This window comes from Mesorhizobium sp. RSR565B (genome assembly GCF_054719465.1).
This window is the reverse complement of the sequence record NZ_JBTTIE010000001.1, coordinates 1,513,046-1,532,437: the sequence shown is the minus strand read 5'-3', so window position 1 is coordinate 1,532,437 and position 19,392 is coordinate 1,513,046. Positions and strand designations below refer to the sequence as shown.

At 62.8% G+C, this 19,392-nt stretch carries 18 protein-coding genes; 17 read left to right on the top strand and 1 reads right to left on the bottom strand.

Annotated elements, in window-relative coordinates; translation table 11 throughout:
• The first annotated feature begins 24 nt into the window (after positions 1-24).
• From ACYG9R_RS07380 to trmB, 8 genes are all read left to right on the top strand, one after another.
• Positions 25-1,017, top strand: a complete 993-nt coding sequence (locus ACYG9R_RS07380; protein WP_027049340.1) for a PhoH family protein — start codon at positions 25-27, stop codon at positions 1,015-1,017.
• A 17-nt stretch (positions 1,018-1,034) separates the two neighbouring features.
• Entirely contained in the window at positions 1,035-1,541 is a 507-nt protein-coding gene (gene ybeY / locus ACYG9R_RS07375; RefSeq protein WP_023823760.1) for an rRNA maturation RNase YbeY, read from the top strand.
• 28 nt (positions 1,542-1,569) lie between these two features.
• A complete protein-coding gene (locus ACYG9R_RS07370; RefSeq protein WP_023682011.1) occupies positions 1,570-2,664 on the top strand; it encodes a hemolysin family protein in 1,095 nt (364 codons plus the stop codon).
• A gap of 20 nt (positions 2,665-2,684) precedes the next feature.
• Positions 2,685-3,155, top strand: a complete 471-nt coding sequence (locus tag ACYG9R_RS07365) for a VOC family protein (RefSeq protein WP_023823759.1) — start codon at positions 2,685-2,687, stop codon at positions 3,153-3,155.
• A 77-nt stretch (positions 3,156-3,232) separates the two neighbouring features.
• Positions 3,233-4,825: an apolipoprotein N-acyltransferase gene (gene lnt / locus ACYG9R_RS07360; protein ID WP_023823758.1), complete on the top strand. Its 1,593-nt coding sequence runs from the start codon at positions 3,233-3,235 to the stop codon at positions 4,823-4,825.
• Between the two features lie 137 nt (positions 4,826-4,962).
• Entirely contained in the window at positions 4,963-5,382 is a 420-nt protein-coding gene (locus ACYG9R_RS07355) for a helix-turn-helix domain-containing protein (protein ID WP_023669550.1), read from the top strand.
• 222 nt (positions 5,383-5,604) lie between these two features.
• Positions 5,605-6,870, top strand: coding sequence for a methionine adenosyltransferase (gene metK, locus ACYG9R_RS07350; RefSeq protein ID WP_023669551.1), 1,266 nt, complete (start codon positions 5,605-5,607; stop codon positions 6,868-6,870).
• Positions 6,871-6,991: 121 nt separating this feature from the next.
• On the top strand, positions 6,992-7,693 hold the full coding sequence (gene trmB, locus ACYG9R_RS07345) for a tRNA (guanine(46)-N(7))-methyltransferase TrmB (RefSeq protein ID WP_023823757.1): 702 nt from the start codon (positions 6,992-6,994) through the stop codon (positions 7,691-7,693).
• 42 nt (positions 7,694-7,735) lie between these two features.
• Here the strand turns inward: trmB and ACYG9R_RS07340 are convergent, their stop codons facing one another.
• Positions 7,736-7,900, bottom strand: coding sequence for a hypothetical protein (locus ACYG9R_RS07340; RefSeq protein ID WP_023669553.1), 165 nt, complete (start codon positions 7,898-7,900; stop codon positions 7,736-7,738).
• A gap of 335 nt (positions 7,901-8,235) precedes the next feature.
• Between ACYG9R_RS07340 and rimP the strand changes: the two genes are divergently transcribed.
• The 9 genes from rimP (at position 8,236) to pnp (ending at position 19,360) form a co-directional block, all read left to right on the top strand.
• The gene (gene rimP / locus ACYG9R_RS07335) at positions 8,236-8,880 is read left to right on the top strand and encodes a ribosome maturation factor RimP (RefSeq protein WP_023823756.1); all 645 of its coding nucleotides are present in this window, start codon (positions 8,236-8,238) and stop codon (positions 8,878-8,880) included.
• Between the two features lie 47 nt (positions 8,881-8,927).
• Entirely contained in the window at positions 8,928-10,523 is a 1,596-nt protein-coding gene (gene nusA, locus ACYG9R_RS07330; RefSeq protein WP_023669555.1) for a transcription termination factor NusA, read from the top strand.
• 38 nt (positions 10,524-10,561) lie between these two features.
• Complete coding sequence (locus tag ACYG9R_RS07325; RefSeq protein ID WP_023823755.1) at positions 10,562-11,212, top strand: RNA-binding protein; 651 nt, start codon at positions 10,562-10,564, stop codon at positions 11,210-11,212.
• Positions 11,209-13,773 (top strand): translation initiation factor IF-2, encoded by a 2,565-nt coding sequence (gene infB, locus ACYG9R_RS07320; RefSeq protein WP_023669557.1) that lies wholly within the window; start codon positions 11,209-11,211, stop codon positions 13,771-13,773. Before ACYG9R_RS07325 ends, infB begins: the two co-directional genes overlap by 4 nt.
• Positions 13,774-13,934: 161 nt before the next feature.
• On the top strand, positions 13,935-14,354 hold the full coding sequence (gene rbfA, locus ACYG9R_RS07315) for a 30S ribosome-binding factor RbfA (RefSeq protein ID WP_023669558.1): 420 nt from the start codon (positions 13,935-13,937) through the stop codon (positions 14,352-14,354).
• On the top strand, positions 14,354-15,325 hold the full coding sequence (truB, locus tag ACYG9R_RS07310; RefSeq protein WP_023746681.1) for a tRNA pseudouridine(55) synthase TruB: 972 nt from the start codon (positions 14,354-14,356) through the stop codon (positions 15,323-15,325). The genes rbfA and truB overlap by 1 nt, the downstream gene beginning before the upstream one ends.
• Before the next feature lie 44 nt (positions 15,326-15,369).
• A complete protein-coding gene (gene corA, locus ACYG9R_RS07305) occupies positions 15,370-16,464 on the top strand; it encodes a magnesium/cobalt transporter CorA (protein WP_023738181.1) in 1,095 nt (364 codons plus the stop codon).
• Positions 16,465-16,559: 95 nt separating this feature from the next.
• Positions 16,560-16,934: a 30S ribosomal protein S15 gene (rpsO, locus tag ACYG9R_RS07300; RefSeq protein WP_280790898.1), complete on the top strand. Its 375-nt coding sequence runs from the start codon at positions 16,560-16,562 to the stop codon at positions 16,932-16,934.
• A gap of 278 nt (positions 16,935-17,212) precedes the next feature.
• A complete protein-coding gene (gene pnp, locus ACYG9R_RS07295; RefSeq protein ID WP_023682005.1) occupies positions 17,213-19,360 on the top strand; it encodes a polyribonucleotide nucleotidyltransferase in 2,148 nt (715 codons plus the stop codon).
• Positions 19,361-19,392 lie beyond the last annotated feature (32 nt).

Genomic DNA, 19,392 nt, shown 5'->3' with positions numbered 1-19,392 from the left:
AACCAGACATCCGGGGCCTCTGACATGGCGCACATCGTTCTGACTTTCGACAACAACAAGCTTGCCAGCGCCCTGTACGGTCAGTTCGACGAGAATTTGGCCCGGCTTGAGCAGAAGCTCGGCGTCGACATCCGCTCGCGCGGCAACCAGCTGACCATCAAGGGCTCGGCCTCGGCGGCCGAGCAGGCGCGCCGCGCGCTCGACAATCTCTACGGCATTCTCCAGAAGGGCACCGATATCGGCCAGTCCGACGTTGATGGCGCCGTGCGCATGGCGATTGCCGCCGACGACCAGCTGACGCTGCCGACGCTGGAACGCAAGGGCAAGGTTTCGGCCGCCCAGATCTCCACCCGCAAGAAGACGATCTATGCCCGTTCGCTCAATCAGGACGCCTATATGCGGGCACTGGAGCGTTCGGAACTTGTCTTCGGCATTGGCCCCGCCGGCACCGGCAAGACCTATCTGGCGGTGGCGCATGCGGCGATGCTGCTCGAACGCGGCATGGTCGAGCGCATCATCCTGTCACGGCCAGCGGTCGAGGCCGGCGAGCGGCTGGGTTTTCTGCCCGGCGATATGAAGGAAAAGGTCGATCCGTACCTGCGGCCCCTCTATGACGCGCTCTACGACATGATGCCGGCCGACAAGGTCGAGCGTGCTATCGCTGCCGAGGTCATCGAAATCGCGCCGCTGGCCTTCATGCGCGGCCGCACGCTGGCGCATGCCGCCGTCATCCTCGACGAGGCGCAGAACACCACGCCGATGCAGATGAAGATGTTTTTGACCCGCCTCGGCGAGAATTCGCGCATGATCGTCACCGGCGATCCGACGCAGATCGATCTGCCTCCAAGCACCAAGTCGGGCCTCGTCGAAGCCTTGCGTGTCCTTGACGGCGTGGCCGGCGCGGTAACCGTGCGCTTCAACGATGTCGACGTTGTGCGCCACCCGCTGGTGGCCGAAATCGTCAGGGCCTATGACCGCGACGCCAAGCTGGCGCGCGGCCTCGGCGCCGAGAGCTGATGTGACGATGCGGGCTCATGCCTGAAGACATAAGACCTGGCGGCGGGGATAGTTCGGTTCCCGTCGAGATCGATATGTCGGTCGAGGCCGGCGACTGGCCCGATGAGGCGGCGCTGACGCGTCTGGTCGATCGCGCCGTGTCGGCTGTCTTTGCCGAAACCGCTGCTGCCGGTCCTTCCGAACTCAGCATCGTCTTTTCCGACGATGCCCATCTCCGTACCCTCAATGCCGGCTGGCGCGGCAAGGACAAGGCGACCAACGTCTTGTCTTTCCCGGGTTTTCCGTTCCCCAGGGGTGGCAAGCTGCCGCCGATGCTGGGTGACATCGTGCTCGCCGCCGAAACGGTGGCGCGCGAAGCAGCCCTGGAAGACAAGCCCTTCGAGAACCATATCACCCATCTCGTCATCCACGGCCTGCTGCATTTACTGGGCTACGATCACGAGACCGATGCAGAGGCCGAGGAGATGGAAGCCATCGAGCGCTCAGCGCTCGCAAGGCTTGCCATTCCCGATCCCTACACGTAATGACAAAAGACCAATTGACCGGACGACGATGAACGACAAACCAGAAACTGCCGCCCGCCCCGAGGCTGGCAGTGCGACAAAGCCTTCCGATACGACGGAAGAGGGATCGAGTCCGAGTCCCAGTTCCGGCAGCCCCGCTTCTGGTAGTATTGCCAGCGAGCCATCGCCTGCCGGTCCGTCCTTGTTCGACCGCGTCTTGGGCCTTTTCAGGCAGCGGAACGGCACCAGCCTGCGCGAGGAAATCGCCGGCGCGCTTGCCGAAACGACCAGCGATGCCGGGTCTTTCTCGCCCGGCGAACGCGCCATGCTCAACAACATATTGCGCCTGCGCGAGGTACGCGTCGAGGACGTCATGGTGCCGCGCGCCGATATTGAGGCCGTCGAGATCACCACGACGTTGGGCGATCTGCTCGGTCTGTTCGAGCAGTCCGGCCATTCCCGCATGCCGGTCTATTCCGAGACGCTCGACGATCCGCGCGGCATGGTTCACATCCGCGACGTGCTGGCCCACATCACCAAGGTCGCCCGGGTCAAGAAGGGCAGAACATCCAGGAAGACGCCGGCAACGACGCTTCTCGACCTCGCCCAGGTCGATCTCGGCCGCACCATCGGCGACCTCAATCTGATCCGCCCGGTGCTTTTCGTGCCGCCCTCGATGCTTGCCTCCGACCTGATGGGCCATATGCAGACGACGCGAACCCAGATGGCGCTGGTCATCGACGAATATGGCGGCACCGATGGTCTCGCCTCGCTGGAAGACATCGTCGAGATGGTCGTCGGCGATATCGAGGACGAGCATGACGAGGACGAGCCGCTGATCACCCAGACCGGCGAGGGCGTGTTCGTCGTCGACGGCAAGGCCGAGATCGACGAGGTCGCCAAGATGATCGGCGAGGACTTTACCGCCGGTGAGCATGGTGAATATGTCGACACGATCGGCGGCATGATCTTCAACACGCTGGGCCGCGTGCCCGCGCGTGGTGAGGTTGTGCAAGCCATCCCCGGCTTCGAATTCCACGTGCTCGACGCCGATCCGCGCCGCGTCAAGCGGGTGCGCATCGTCCAGAACCAGAAGGGCGAGCGTCGCCGCCGCGTGACCGCCCCCCGCACCGAGCAGGCCTAGGACAGAACGTCGCCCGGCCGATGACGATCGACGATCCCTTCAAGCACTCAACCTTTGGCTCGGGTGTGTTCTACAAGGACCCGCGAGCCGCATTGAAATGGCTCGAAACGGCCTTCGGCTTCGAGCCGAGCATGGTGGTCAGCGACGCCGACGGACGGCTGGTCCATGCCGAAATGCGTTTTGGCGACGGCTACATCATCGTCGATTCCGAATGGGCCGATCATATTGCCAGTCCGGTAAGCGTCGGCGGCAAGAACACTCAGTCGGTCTATGTGCATCTGAAAGACGGCCTGGACGTGCATTGTGAGCGGGCAATGGCGGCTGGAGCCCAAATCGTCGAGGAGCCTGCCGCCCATTTCTACGGCGAACGGCAGTATCGGGCGCGCGACCCCGAAGGCCATGTCTGGACCTTCACCCAGACCGTGCGCACGGTGCCGCGCGAGGAGGCCGAGCACCTGAGCGGGCTCACCATCGAGGGATGGCACCGATAGCGCAGCGATCGGCCGGTTCGCGTTTCAATAAATCTGATAAATCTTGGCTCCTGATTCGCGCGACTTGGGAAGTCTGTATGGAGCGCCTTGCCGGCCGGATAATTTTGCTTTGGGGCTGGCGGCGCGCGCTGGTGGCGTTTCTTGCCGGGGCGCTGGCGGTGCTCGCCCAGGCGCCTTACGATTTCTTCGCCGTCTGTTTCGTCTCGTTTCCACTGCTGGTCTGGCTGCTCGACGGCGCCACCGGCGAGGCTTCCGACGGCTGGCTCAGGCGCCTGCGGCCGGCCTTTGCCATTGGCTGGTGGTTCGGCTTCGGCTATTTCCTCGCCGGCCTGTGGTGGATAGGCGAGGCGCTTCTGGTCGAGGCCGACAGTTTCGCCTGGGCGTTACCCTTCGCGGTCGTCGGCATTCCTTTGGCGCTGGCATTTTTCTACGGCTTCGCCACCGTCGTCGCGCGGCTGTTATGGACGAACGACATTGGCCGCATTGCCGCCCTTGCCTTTGCTTTTGGCCTGACGGAATGGCTGCGCGGCTTCCTGTTCACCGGCTTTCCCTGGAATGCCGTCGGCTATGCGGCGATGCCCGTGCCGCTGTTGATGCAAAGCGTGTCGGTGACCGGCATGGTCGGCATGAACGCGCTGGCGGTCTTTGTCTTCGCCATGCCGGCCTTGCTTGCAGCACGCCGGCATGTCCGTCTCGGTGTGGTCCTGCTTGCCATTCTCGTCGCCGCCCATGCCGGCTTCGGCTATGTCAGGCTCGCGACCCCCGACAAGCCGGCAACCCGCACTCTCGATGTCCGTATCGTGCAACCGGATGTCGACCTCAGCGAAAAATGGGACACCTCGGTGCGCGACCGCATCTTCGCCACGATGATGGGCCTGTCGGCCGCAGCGCCCGATCCCGGCCATAACAAACCGCAGTTGATCCTGTGGCCGGAGACCTCGGTACCCTTCCTGTTCACCGAGCGTCCGGACGCGCTGACCGCGCTCGGCGACATGCTGCAGCCTGGTCAGATGCTGATTGCCGGCGTCGTGCGCGAGGAGCGCGGATCCGGGGCGGATGCCGACAGCCGCTACTACAATTCGGTGGTGGCGATCGATGACAAGGGCGAAATCGCTGATGCCGTCGACAAGGTCCATCTGGTGCCGTTCGGCGAGTATCTGCCGTTTTCCGGTCTGCTCAGCCGCTTCGGCATCGGACAGCTCGTCGCCGGGCCGATGAACTTCGCCGCCGGCAACGAGCGCCATCCGATCGCTCTGCCCGGCGGCATCAGCGCCTTGCCGTTTATTTGCTACGAGGTGATCTTTCCTGATCTGGTGGCTGTTGACGCAACGTCATCCCAGCTTATTGTGAACGTCACCAACGACGCATGGTTCGGCGACACGCCCGGGCCGTACCAGCATTTCAGGCAGGCTCAGATTCGCGCGGTGGAAAACGGATTGCCACTGTTGCGCGCCGCCAACAACGGCATTTCCGCCGTTGTCGATACGCGCGGACGCATCGTCGACGCATTGGCGGTCGATGCACGTGGCGCCATCGACGTGCGGGTGCCGATCTCCGGCCAAGCCTTCATCTCCGCCGCGGGGCGGCGCATTAACGGAATGCTGATCATGTTGGTGTTTGCCGCAATCGCCCTCAGCTTGAACGTAAGGCAACGGCTACGGGTGAATTGACAGTCGACACATTAGAAACTCATACTGTTACCGCCTAATTTTCTCGAAGTCGGTTGGTGTTTCTGTTGGGGCAGTTGGCTCCGGCTTCGTTTGGGCGAGAAAAATAGAAAAGGCCGGAAAAATTCGGCGAGGAAAAAATGACAGAAGAAAACAAGAAGAAACCGAATCCGATCGACATCCATGTCGGAAGTCGCGTCCGCCTTCGGCGCAATATGCTTGGAATGAGCCAGGAAAAGCTTGGTGAAAATCTCGGTATTACGTTTCAGCAGATCCAAAAATATGAAAAAGGAACGAACCGCGTCGGCGCCAGCCGTCTGCAGGCAATAGCCTCGATACTCAGCGTGCCTGTCGCCTTCTTTTTCGAGGATGCGCCAGGGCAGGAGCCGGTGGGTAATAGAGGATTTGCCGAGGACACTTCGATGGCTTTCGCCGTCGAATTCTGCGGCAGTCCGGAAGGGCTTCAGCTCAACCGCGCGTTCGTCAAAATCGCGGATGTGAAGGTGCGCCGCCGGATTATCGACCTTGTGAAGTCCCTTTCTGCCGAAGATGCCGAGTGATTCGGTGGGTCGATTGACCCATTGGCCCCAGTAATCCCCTGGGCCCGAGTAGCCCAGAGGCTCGACTGCCGGCGGCGCCAAGCCGCCGGTGGTACAAGATATATTGCGGCGGCACTCATGCCAGAACCGCGGCACCGCTTGACGAGCGGCGCCCGGCACCGTTAACACGTGGCGCGCCAAAATCGGCAGCCCTGCCGATCGTTTTTTCAAGAGGGGACACCCGTGACGCGGCAGAACTACTTCTTCACCTCGGAATCCGTGGCCGAGGGTCATCCCGATAAAGTCTGTGACCGCATCTCGGACGAGATCGTCGATCTGGTCTATCGCGAGGCCAAGAAGACCGGCATGGACCCATGGAAAGTCCGCGTCGCCTGCGAGACGCTCGCAACCACCAACCGCGTCGTCATCGCCGGCGAAGTAAGGGTTCCCGATACTCTGCTGAAGCGGGACAAAGCCGGCAACATCCTCAAGGACGCCGCCGGGCATTCGGTCGTCAACCCGGCCAAGTTCAAGTCGGTCGCTCGCAAGGCGATCCGCGAAATCGGCTACGAGCAGGCCGGCTTCCACTGGAAGACGGCAAAGATCGAGGTTCTGCTGCACGGCCAGTCGCCCGACATCGGCCAGGGAGTCGACAACGCCGCCGACCGCCAGGGCGAAGAGGGTGCCGGCGACCAGGGCATCATGTTCGGCTATGCATGCCGCGAGACCCCGGACCTGATGCCGGCGCCGATCTATTACAGCCACAAGATTCTCGAACTGCTCGCCGCTGCCCGTCACGAAAACAACGGCGAAGCCGGCAAGCTCGGGCCTGACGCCAAGAGCCAGGTCACCGTTCGCTATGTCGATGGCAAGGCCGCCGAAGCGACTCAGATCGTGCTATCGACGCAGCATCTCGACGCGACCTGGGATTCCAAGAAGGTCCGCAAGGTCGTTGAGCCTTACATCCGTGAGGCGCTCGGCGACCTCAAGATCGCCGACGATTGCATGTGGTACATCAACCCGACCGGCAAGTTCGTCATCGGTGGGCCGGACGGCGACGCCGGCCTGACCGGCCGCAAGATCATCGTCGACACCTACGGTGGTGCTGCCCCGCACGGCGGCGGCGCCTTCTCCGGCAAGGACACCACCAAGGTCGACCGCTCCGCCGCCTACGCGGCGCGCTATCTCGCCAAAAATGTGGTGGCGGCCAAGCTCGCCGACCGCTGCACCATCCAGCTGTCCTACGCCATCGGCGTTGCCCAGCCGCTGTCGGTCTATGTCGACCTGCACGGCACCGGCAAGGTCGACGAGGCCAAGCTCGAGGAAGCGCTGCGCACGGTGATGGATTTGTCGCCATCCGGCATCCGCAGGCATCTCGACCTCAACAAGCCGATCTACGCAAAGACCTCGTCCTACGGCCATTTCGGCCGCAAGGCCGGCCGAGACGGGTCCTTCTCCTGGGAAAAGACCGATCTGGCCAAGGCGCTCAAGGACGCGATCGCTGCTTAGGCATGATTCCAAAAAGTGGTACCGGTTTTTTGGAAAAGATCATGCTCCAACAAAGGATTAGATTGAGAATGAGATTTCAGCCAAATCTCATCTCAATCTAAGCGCGGCGCGCGACCAGGCCATGGATCCACAGGACAGGCGGAGCCGCGCGACCGAAGGGTTCTTCGGCCGCCGGCACGGCAAGACCATTCGCCCGCAGCAGGCCGCGGCGCTGGAAAGCGGTCTTGGAGCGTATGGCCTCGACCTCTCCGTCCAGGCACCGGCAGAATTGCGCGCGCTATTCTCAGCGGATGTTTCAACGGTTCGGCTGGAAATCGGCTTCGGCGGCGGTGAGCATCTGCTGCACCGTGCCACGGAGGCACCGGCGACCGGCTTCATCGGTGTCGAGCCGTTCGTCAACGGCATGGCCAAGTTGATGATGGCGGTGCGGGAAAAGCCGCTTGCCAATCTTCGCGTTTATGACGACGACGCCACGCGCCTGCTCGATTGGTTGCCGCAGGCGTCGCTCGACGGCATCGATCTGCTCTACCCCGATCCCTGGCCGAAGAAAAAGCATTGGAAGCGGCGCTTTGTCAGCCCGCTCAACCTCGATCGGTTCGCGCGCGTGCTGAAGCCGGGCGGAAAATTCCGCTTCGCATCCGACATCGACACCTATGTGAACTGGACCTTGTTGCACTGTCGGGCGCATGGCGCGCTCCTCTGGCAGGCGCAAGATGGGGCCGACTGGCATCGGCCCTATGAAGGCTGGCCGGGCACACGCTACGAGGCGAAAGCCATTCGCGAGGGCCGACGGCCGGCCTATCTCACCTTCATCAGAAAATAGTTCGATGCGGGAAAGTGTCCCGCATCGACAGCCGGTCTGGCTTCAGAAACGGCCGATCTTGCCGAAAGCGGTCGGGTCCATGCCGAGCCTGCGCAGATCGTTGGCGCGCGGCTTGCGGCCGGCTTCGACGGCCCGCGAGGCGGCAACGGCGCTGCCGAACAGGGCAAAGGCGTCGCCTATGGCGGAAAACACGGTACGGTTGCTCATTGTCTTGACCTTTCGCGCGCCACCGCGCGCTCATCTTTGATTTGTGCAGTGCAGCATAGATAGCGATGTGACATCCGGGATCACAGGGCCGTTACCGCATAGCCGGCATGCGCCCCGCGCAATCCTGCCAGCCGTCGCCGGCTGCACTCTGCCCGGCCCGTTAACAGACTTGAAACACTGGCCGGGATCGTTTATATCAGCCTCAAATTCTTGGTCGGTATGACGAAGAGTGGGTCCACCCGGTCCCGCTCTTTTTTATTACCTGCCGGTCAGCCATCAGCAAAGAGATGGTTCGGGACGACGATCATCCTGATCCAGAGAACGACAGGAACCGCATGACTGCAACGGCAAGCGAAGCCGACGACCGCATCATCCGCGAAAGCGGTATCGATGCGCGCATCGCGCTGATCGTTCAGCCGGTGTTGCGAGGCATTGGCTTCCGCCTCGTGCGGGTGCATCTGTCGGGCCAGAACGGCCTGACGCTGCAGATCATGGCCGAACGCGAGGACGGCACCATGACCGTCGAGGATTGCGAAGAGGTCAGCCGCGCTGTGTCGCCGGCGCTCGACGTCGATGACCCGATCGAGAAGGCCTATCATCTCGAAGTGTCGTCGCCGGGCATCGACCGGCCGCTGGTACGCAAGTCGGATTTCGTCACCTGGACCGGCCATCTGGTGAAGATGGAAACCTCGGTGCCGGTCGCCGACCGCAAGCGCTTCAAGGGCAAGATCGCCGAAGCCGGCGAAGACGACGTGCTGCTCGAGCGCGACAAGGCCGCCTACGGCGAAGAGCCGACGGTTCGCATTCCTTATGACGCGATCGCCGATGTGCGGCTGATCCTCACCGACGACCTTATTCGCGATGCCCTTTCGAAGGACAACCGGGAACGCAAGGAAGCCAAGAAACGCCGCGGCGAAGCTGATGATGCACCCGAAGGTGCTGAAGGCGGCGCGGAAGACGAAATCGAACAGGAACTATGATGAGCGGCCGGGCCTAAAAGCTCGGCAACAAGCTCGGGAGAAATAAGATGGTTGTAAGCGCCAACAGACTTGAACTGCTGCAGATCGCCGACGCGGTGGCGCGTGAAAAGTCGATCGACAAGTCGATCGTCATTGCCGCCATGGCTGATGCGATCCAGAAGGCCGCGCGCTCGCGCTACGGCCAGGAAACCAACATCCGCGCCGACATCAACGCCAACACCGGCGAGATGAAGCTGCAGCGGCTGATGGAAGTGGTCGAGAAGGTCGACGACTACGCCACCCAGATCGCCATTTCCTCGGCCCGCGAGCGCAATCCGGACGCCCAGCTTGGCGACTTCATCGCCGAACAGCTGCCGCCAATGGATTTCGGCCGCATCGCCGCCCAGTCAGCCAAGCAGGTCATCGTGCAGAAAGTGCGCGAGGCCGAGCGCGACCGCCAGTATGACGAATACAAGGACCGCATCGGCGAGATCGTCAACGGCACCGTCAAGCGCGTCGAATATGGCAACGTCATCGTCGATCTCGGCCGTGGCGAGGCGATTATCCGCCGCGACGAGCTGATCCCGCGTGAAAACTACAAGTACGGCGACCGCGTCCGCGCCTATGTCTACGACGTGCGCCGCGAACAGCGCGGCCCGCAGATATTCCTGTCGCGCACCCATCCGCAGTTCATGGCCAAGCTCTTCACCATGGAAGTGCCGGAAATCTATGACGGCATCATCGAGATCAAGTCGGTCGCCCGCGACCCAGGCTCGCGCGCTAAGATCGCCGTCATTTCGCGTGACTCGTCGATCGATCCGGTCGGCGCCTGCGTCGGTATGCGCGGCAGCCGCGTCCAGGCCGTGGTCGGCGAATTGCAGGGCGAAAAGATCGACATCATTCCGTGGTCGCCTTCGGCCGCCTCCTTCATCGTCAACGCGCTGCAGCCGGCGGAAGTCGCCAAGGTGGTGCTCGACGAGGATGCCGAGCGCATCGAAGTGGTGGTTCCCGACGACCAGCTGTCGCTGGCCATCGGCCGTCGCGGCCAGAACGTGCGTCTTGCCTCGCAGCTCACCGGCTGGGACATCGACATCCTGACCGAGGCCGAGGAGTCTGAGCGCCGCCAGAAGGAATTCGTCGAACGCTCGTCGCTGTTCATGGAAGCCCTTGATGTCGACGAGATGGTCGGCCAGGTGTTGGCCTCCGAAGGCTTCACCAGCGTCGAGGAAGTTGCCTACGTCGATTCGGGCGAGATCGCCTCGATCGACGGTTTCGACGAAGACACCGCTTCGGAGATCCAGACCCGCGCCCGCGAATATCTGGAGAAGATCGAAGCCGAGCATGACGACAAGCGCAAGGCGCTGGGCGTCACCGACGAACTGCGCGAGATCCCTGGCGTCACCACCGCCATGATGGTGACGCTCGGCGAGGATGGCGTGAAGACGATCGAGGATTTCGCCGGCTATGCCGCCGACGACCTGACCGGCTGGAAGGAACGCAAGGACGGCGAGACCAAGGTATTCCCGGGTGTGCTCGCCAATCACGGCGTGTCGCGCGCCGACGCCGAGCAGATGGTTCTGGCAGCCCGCCTCAAGGCCGGCTGGATCACCGAAGACGAGCTTGCAGCCGAACAGGTCCCGGCTGACGAAGCCGTTGGTGCGTGAGGTGAAACCGCATCGCACACAACCCGCCCCAGGACGAGATGAACGATCGCACCTGCATCGTCACGCGCAAGCAAGCCGAGCCGGATGAGCTGATCCGTTTCGTCGTCGGCCCGGATTCGGCCGTCGTTCCTGACCTGAAGAGAAATCTGCCCGGCCGTGGTTGTTGGGTGAGCGCCGACCGCCTACATATCGACAAGGCGGCGGCGAAGAACCTGTTTGCCCGCGCCTTCAAGGCGCAGGTCGTCGTGCCGCCCGATCTCGGCGGCATGGTCGACGGACTGCTTGCACGATCCGCTTTGGGTATGCTTGGCCTTGCCCGCAAGGCTGGCTCGATCGCACTCGGCGCAACCAAGGTCGAGAGCGCGGTGCGCTCGGGGTCGGCGCTTTTCGTGCTCCACGCGATCGAAGCATCCGACGATGGCGTGCGCAAGATCAGTCAGGCGCGGCGGGCAACTGTCCACCTCGGCGGGCCTGCAGTCCTTGCCTACAAACTTTTCTCCGAGGCCGAGTTGAGCTTGGCATTGGGGGGTACAAATGTGATACATGCTGCCGTTCTCGCGGGAGACGCGGGCAAGGCGGTTGAGAGGCGCATGGTTGCGCTCGACCGATATCGGGGCGGAACCCCCGACGATCTGGCAATGCTTGCGGCCGTTGCTGACGAAGATGATGCTGCAGAGGATATGGAATGAGCGATACGAAATCGGGCGACGACAAGACGTTGAGTGTTACACCGAAGAAGACCTTGACGCTGAAGCGCCCCGGTACCGAGCAGAGCGTCGTGCGACAGAATTTCTCGCATGGCCGCACCAAGCAGGTCCAGGTCGAGATCAAGAAGCGCAAATTCTCCATGCCCGGCGACAAGCCGGAGCCGGTGGCTGCACCCGTATTTACGCCCAAGCCTGCGGTAGTGGCAGCCCCCGTCGTGCAGGAAGCGCCCAAGGCGCCGCCTCCGCCACCGCCGGCCGAACGCGGCGGCATGGTGCTGAACGAACTGTCGCGCAATGAAATGGAAGCGCGCCGCAGGGCGCTCGAAGGCTCCAAGGTTCGCGACGTCGAGGACCGCCAACGCGCCATCGAAGAGGCCAAGCGCCGCAACGAGGATGAGGAACGCCGCAAGCGCGAGCGCGAGGAATCCGCGCGCCGTCAGGCCGAGGAAGAAGCCCGCCTGCAGACCGAGGCCGAGTCCCGCCGCCGCGCCGAGGAAGAAGCGCGCCGCCGCGCGCCGCAGGCTGCCGAGCTTGTGGCGTCGGACGACGAGGAAGAGGTCAAGCCGAAGCGCACCGCCGCCGGTGCCCCGGTACGCCGTCCGGTTACGCCCGAAGTGGCGCGCCCGGCCAAGCCGACCAAGGCCGAGGAAGACCGTCGTCGCGGCAAGCTGACCCTCAACACGGCTCTTTCCGACGAGGACGCGCGCGCCCGCTCGCTGTCGTCGATGCGTCGCCGCCAGGAAAAATTCAAGCGCGCGATGCATAATGAGCCGCGCGAGAAGGTTATGCGCGAAGTGATCCTGCCTGAAACCATCACCATCCAGGAACTGGCGCAGCGCATGTCCGAGCGCGCTGTCGATGTGGTCAAGTACTTCATGAAGCAGGGCCAGATCCTGAAGCCGGGCGACATCATCGACGCTGACACGGCCGAGCTGGTCGCCACCGAATTCGGCCACACGGTCCGCCGCGTCGCCGAGTCCGACATCGAGGAAGGCCTGTTCAACATTGCCGACAATGCCGAGGACCTGGTGTCGCGGCCGCCTGTCGTGACCATCATGGGCCATGTCGACCACGGCAAGACCTCGCTGCTCGACGCCATCCGCAATGCCAATGTCGTCTCCGGCGAAGCCGGCGGCATCACCCAGCATATCGGCGCCTACCAGGTCGAGAAGAACGGTCAGAAGATCACCTTCATCGACACGCCCGGTCACGCCGCCTTCACGGCGATGCGCGCCCGCGGCGCTCAGGCGACCGACATCGCTATCCTGGTGGTGGCGGCCGACGACAGCGTCATGCCGCAGACCATCGAATCGATCAGCCATGCCAAGGCGGCCGGCGTTCCGATCATCGTGGCGATCAACAAGATCGACAAGCATGATGCCGATCCGCAGAAGGTGCGGTCGGAACTGCTGCGCCATGAGGTGTTCGTTGAATCGATGGGCGGTGAAGTGCTGGACGTCGAAGTGTCGGCGACCAAGGGCACCAACCTCGACAAGCTGTTGGAAGCGATCCTGCTGCAGGCCGAAATCCTCGACCTCAAGGCCAATCCGGACCGTACCGCCGAGGGCGTGGTCATCGAAGCCCAGCTCGACAAGGGCCGTGGCCCCGTCGCCACAGTACTGGTGCAGACCGGCACTTTGATGCCGGGCGACATCCTCGTCGCCGGCAACGAATGGGGCCGGGTGCGCGCGCTGGTCAACGACCGTGGCGAGCAGATCAAGGAGGCGCCGCCGGCAATGCCGGTCGAGGTGCTCGGCCTGCAAGGCACGCCGCAAGCCGGCGACCGCTTCGCTGTCGTCAACAACGAGGCCCGCGCCCGCGAGATCACCGAATATCGCCAGCGTCTGGCGCGCGAGAAGGCAGTGGCTCGCCATGCCGGCCAGCGCGGCTCGCTTGAACAGATGATGTCGCAGTTGCAGACGAGCGGGTTGAAGGAATTCCCGCTGGTCATCAAGGGCGACGTGCAGGGTTCGATCGAGGCGATCAACGCCGCTCTCGACAAGCTTGGCACCGACGAGGTGCGTGCGCGCATCGTTCATGCCGGCGCCGGCGCCATCACCGAAAGCGACGTGTCGCTGGCGGAGACCTCGGGGGCCGCGATCATCGGCTTCAACGTCCGTGCCAACGTGCAGGCACGTGCGGCCGCGGCGGCCGCGGGCATCGAAATCCGCTACTACTCGATCATCTACAACCTCGTCGACGATGTGAAGGCAGCACTTTCCGGCCTGCTGTCGCCGGAACGCCGCGAGACCTTCATCGGCAATGCCGAGATCCTCGAGATCTTCGACATCACCAAGGTCGGCAAGATCGCCGGCTGCCGTGTCACCGAAGGCAAGGTCGAGCGTGGAGCGGGCGTGCGCCTGATCCGCGACAACGTCGTCATCCATGAAGGCACGCTGAAGACCCTCAAGCGCTTCAAGGACGAAGTCGCGGAAGTTCCGGGCGGCCAGGAGTGCGGCATGGCCTTCCAGAACTACGAGGACATGCGCGTTGGCGACATCATCGAGTGCTTCCGCGTCGAGATGGTGACCCGGACGCTCTGAGTTCGTATACCGTCGATACGACCGGGCGGTGGTCGAAAGACCGCCGCCATAACTTTAATGCCTGTCGCCCAAAAGTGCGGGATAAACGACATGCATAGAACAAATATGAGACATGGCGGCACGGTCCCATCCCGCGCCTCACGCTTTCCGGATTGAGAAAAATGCCCCGTCCAACCGCCTCCAGCCCATCCCAGCGCATGCTTCGCGTCGCCGAACAGGTGCGCCATGCGCTGTCGGAAACCTTGCAGCGCGGCGAGATTATCGACCCGCTGATCGAGAACACCGTGGTTTCGGTCTCGGAAGTGCGCATGTCGACTGATCTGAGGGTCGCAACGGCCTTCGTTTCGCCGCTCGGCGCCAAGGACACGGGTGCGGTCATCGACGCGCTCAACAAGCATGCGAAGTTCGTCCGTGGCCGCGTCTCCGGCGCGCTCCGCCAGATGAAATTCATGCCGGAGTTCCGCTTCAAGCTCGATACGTCCTTCGACAATTTCGCCAGGATCAACGATTTGCTGAAATCGCCCGAAGTCGCGCGAGACTTGGGTGCCGATGGCGAAGACAACGACAAGGACGAGAAATAGTGGGGCGCCGCGGCAAGAAGAAGGGCCGGCCGATCTCCGGCTGGGTGGTGCTGGATAAGCCGGTTGGCATGGGTTCGACCGAAGCCGTCTCCAAGATCAAATGGCTTTTCCAGGCCGAAAAGGCCGGCCATGCCGGCACACTCGACCCGCTGGCCTCTGGCATGCTGCCGATCGCGCTCGGCGAGGCAACCAAGACCGTGCCTTATGTGCAGGACGGCGCCAAAATCTACCGGTTCACCGTCGCCTGGGGCGAGGAGCGTTCGACCGACGATCTCGAAGGCCCGGTGACGCAAAGTTCCGACCGCCGTCCGGCGGAAAACGATGTCAGGGCGCTGCTGCCGAACTACACCGGCGTCATCATGCAGACACCGCCGCAATTCTCGGCCATCAAGATATCAGGCGAACGCGCCTACGATCTCGCCCGTGGGGGCGAGACAGTCGACATCCCCGCGCGCGAGATCGAGATCGGCCGTCTGGACATCGTCGAGCACGCTGCCGACCACACTTCGTTCGAGGTCGAATGCGGCAAAGGCACCTATGTGCGCTCGCTGGCCCGCGACATGGGCCGCGACCTCGGCTGCTTCGGCCACATCGCTGAACTACGCCGGGTCGAGGTCGAGCCGTTCACCCAGGAGGATTTCGTCACCGTCGCCGAACTGGAAGCCGCCCGTTTCGGCGAACAGCGCGAAGCTGACAAAGAGGGCGACGCCGATGTTTCCGACGCGCCGATCGACTTTGGCGCCATCGATGCGCTGCTTGTCGACACGGCCGCCGCGCTCGACTGCCTGCCCCAGATCGCCATCAGCGACGAAGCGGCGACCAAGATCCGCCTTGGCAATCCCGTCATCATCCGCGGCCGCGACGCGCCCGTGGAAGCCGAGGAAGCCTGCGCCACCGCGCGCGGCAAGCTTGTCGCCATCGGCGCCATCGAGCAAGGCATGTTCAAGCCGAAGCGGGTCTTTGTCGGCTGACCACTCTCGTCTAGTCTTACGTCGACGTCACATCCGAGGGGCACATGGCAAAGGCTGAGGCGGTGAAGAAGCGGGCGCCGGTGACAACGCGGCGGCCGCCGGTTGGCGCCTCGCCCGGCACGCTGATCGCCGATCCGGCGGCGCGACGGTCCGAGCTGCGGCTGACGCTGATTTCGCCTGAAAAATTCAAGACCATCAACGATGCCAGCATCGACGATCTCAACACCCATTGCGACAATTGGCCGGTCGTCTGGCTGGACTGCACCGGTCTCGCCAACATCCAGCTGATCGAGGAGATCGGCCGGATCTTCAACCTGCATCCACTGGCTCTGGAAGATGTCGTCAACACCGGCCAGCGGCCGAAGGTCGACTTCTTCGAGGACCACGCCTTCGTCGTCATGCGCATGATCGACGACGTCAAGGTGCATCGCTATGAGCAGATCGCGGTGTTCTTCGGCAAGAAATTCGTCGTCACCTTCCAGGAGCGCGAAGGCGATCCGTTCGACCCCGTGCGCAAGCGCATCGCCGCAGCGTTGCCCAACCGCTTGCGGATGCGCGGCGCCGACTATCTGGCCTATGCGCTCATCGATTCCATCGTCGACAGCTATTTCCCGCCGATTGAGGCCGCTAGCGAGGAGGTCGATGGCATCGAGGACGAGATGCTCAACACGCCTCACAAGCATCAGATGCGCCAGCTGCACGAATTGCGGCGCGACGCCAATGTGCTCAAGGGCGTGCTGTGGCCGATGCGCGACGCGCTGGCGACGCTGATCCGCAACGACGTGCCCTATGTGAAGCCGGAGACGAAAATCTTCTTCAACGACACGCTCGACCACGCATTGCGGCTGATCGAGCTGGTCGAGAACCAGCGTGATATGCTGACCGGCTTGATCGAAATGCATTTGTCGCTGAGCCAGGCGCGTACCAACGACGTCATCTCTTATCTCACCATCGTCTCGGTGATCTTCATGCCGCTAACCTTCCTGGTCGGTATCTGGGGGATGAATTTCGATCCCGAGATCTCGCCGTGGAACATGCCGGAACTGAAAGCCTACTATGGCTACCCGGCTTCGCTGCTGTTCATGCTGGCCGTTGCTGTCGGGCTGATCGTCTTCTTCAAAAGCAAGAAGTGGCTGTAAGGTTTCGGTGTCAAGGGAATCCTGGATACCCGAGCAAAGGGCTGCGACAAGCCGGCTTTATGAATGGGCTGGTGTTTTCCGGGGAATTGCCCTATATGCGCCGCAGCATCGCGCCATGTCGCTTTGCTTGCACCGGCCCCTGCTGGACGACATCCCGGCTGAGGGCGACCCGTTTCCTCAAACAGATAAGGAAAAACACGATGTCGATTACTGCCGAGCGCAAACAGGAATTGATGGGTGAATTCGCAACCGCGAAGGGCGATACCGGGTCTCCGGAAGTCCAGGTGGCCATCCTTTCCGAGCGCATCAAGAACCTGACCGACCACTTCAAGGACCACAAGAAGGATAACCATTCCCGCCGTGGTCTGCTCGCTCTCGTCTCCCAGCGCCGCAGCCTGCTTGATTATCTCAAGCGCAAGGATGACGCGCGCTATCAGACGTTGATCGAGAAGCTCGGTCTGCGCCGTTGACGAATTGACCGGCGGGCTTTCGAAGGAGAGCCCGCCGGTCGCGCATTCTGCCAGTCGCACCGATTGGCCAGACCCGGTTTCGAGCGTGCAGAGGCCACTCGAAACCGCCCATGGACGGTCATGGGGCAGGATTGCAGGACGCTCGTGCGCTAACCAGCGCCGAAATCTACCCGAGCTTCCCGTTGTCTTGCCCGTGGCTGCCCGAGAAAGGAAGCCAGGGAAAGGGCATCCGCGCACCGTGAAACGGCGCGGCCCTTTCCGCTTATTAAGGACAAGATATGTTCAACTACCACAAAGTGGAAATCGAATGGGGCGGCCGTCCGCTCATCCTGGAAACCGGCAAGATCGCACGTCAGGCTGACGGCGCGGTGCTTGCGACCTACGGCGAAACCAAGGTTCTCGCCACCGTCGTTTCGATGAAGGAGCCGAAGCCAGGCCTCGATTTCTTCCCGCTGACCGTCAACTACCAGGAAAAGACCTACGCCGCCGGCAAGATCCCCGGCGGCTACTTCAAGCGCGAGGGACGTCCGAGCGAAAAGGAAACGCTGGTTTCCCGCCTGATCGACCGCCCGATCCGCCCGCTCTTCGCCGACGGCTATAAGAACGACACCCAGATCGTCGTCACCGTGGTCCAGCATGACCTCGAGAACGATCCCGACATCCTGTCGATCGTCGCCACCTCGGCCGCTTTGACGCTGTCGGGCGTTCCTTTCATGGGCCCGATCGGTGGTGCGCGCGTCGGCTACATCAACGGCGAATACGTGCTGAACCCGCATGTCGACGAGATGCAGGAATCCAGGCTGGACCTCATTGTCGCCGGCACCGCCGACGCCGTGCTGATGGTCGAGTCCGAAGCCAAGGAACTCGGCGAAGAGCTGATGCTCGGCGCCGTCATGTTCGGCCACAGGGGCTTCCAGCCGGTCATCGACGCCATCATCAAGCTGGCCGAAGTTGCCGCCAAGGAGCCGCGCGATTTCACGGCACCGGACTACTCCGCGCTCGAAGCCGAAATGCTGAAGATCGTCGGCGACGAGCTCAGCAATGCCTACAAGAACGTCGACAAGCAGAAGCGTTACGCCGCCGTCGACGCCGTCAAGGCGAAGGTCAAGGCTGCGTTTGCCCCGGCTGAAGGCGAAGACGCCAAGTACACCTCCGAGCAGATCGGTTCGGTGTTCAAGGAACTCCAGGCCAAGGTCGTGCGCTGGAACATCCTCGACACCGGTTCGCGCATCGATGGCCGTGACCTCAAGACTGTCCGCAAGATCGTCTCGGAAGTCGGCGTCCTGCCGCGCACGCACGGTTCGGCGCTGTTCACCCGCGGCGAGACCCAGGCGCTGGTCGTTGCCACGCTGGGCACCGGCGAGGACGAGCAGTATGTCGATTCGCTGACCGGTATGTACAAGGAGAAGTTCCTCCTTCACTACAACTTCCCTCCCTACTCCGTCGGCGAGACCGGCCGCATGGGTTCGCCGGGCCGCCGCGAAATCGGCCACGGCAAGCTCGCCTGGCGCGCCATCCGTCCGATGCTGCCGAGCGCGGACCAGTTCCCCTACACGCTGCGCGTCGTCTCGGAGATCACCGAGTCCAACGGTTCGTCGTCGATGGCCACCGTCTGCGGCACATCGCTGGCGCTGATGGATGCCGGCGTTCCGCTGGCCAAGCCGGTTGCTGGTATCGCGATGGGCCTGATCAAGGAAGGCGAGCGCTTCGCGGTTCTGTCCGACATCCTGGGTGACGAAGATCACCTCGGCGACATGGACTTCAAAGTTGCCGGTACCGAAGGCGGCATCACCTCGCTGCAGATGGACATCAAGATCGAGGGCATCACCGAGGAGATCATGAAGATCGCGCTGGACCAGGCCAAGGACGGCCGCCAGCATATCCTCAGCGAGATGGCGCATGCTCTGACCGGCGCCCGCCCCGAACTCGGTGAGTTCGCACCGCGCATCGAGGTTATGCACATCCCGACCGACAAGATCCGCGACGTGATCGGCTCCGGCGGCAAGGTTATCCGTGAGATCGTCGAGAAGACCGGCGCAAAGATCAACATCGAGGACGACGGCACGGTCAAGATCGCTTCGTCGAACGCCAAGGAGATCGAGGCGGCCAAGAAGTGGATCCATACCATCGTCGCCGAGCCGGAAGTCGGCGAAATCTACGAAGGCACGGTCGTCAAGACCGCCGACTTCGGCGCTTTCGTCAACTTCTTCGGTCCGCGTGACGGCCTCGTCCACATCTCGCAGCTTGCCAACGACCGGGTCGCCAAGACCTCGGACGTCGTCAAGGAAGGCGACAAGGTCTGGGTCAAGCTGATGGGCTTCGACGAGCGCGGCAAGGTCCGCCTGTCGATGAAGGTCGTCGACCAGGCCACCGGCAAGGAAATCGCCCGCGACAAGAAGGCCGAAGGCGAAGAAAACGCCGCCTGAGTGGTCTGACAATAGAGTTGAACGGGCGCGGC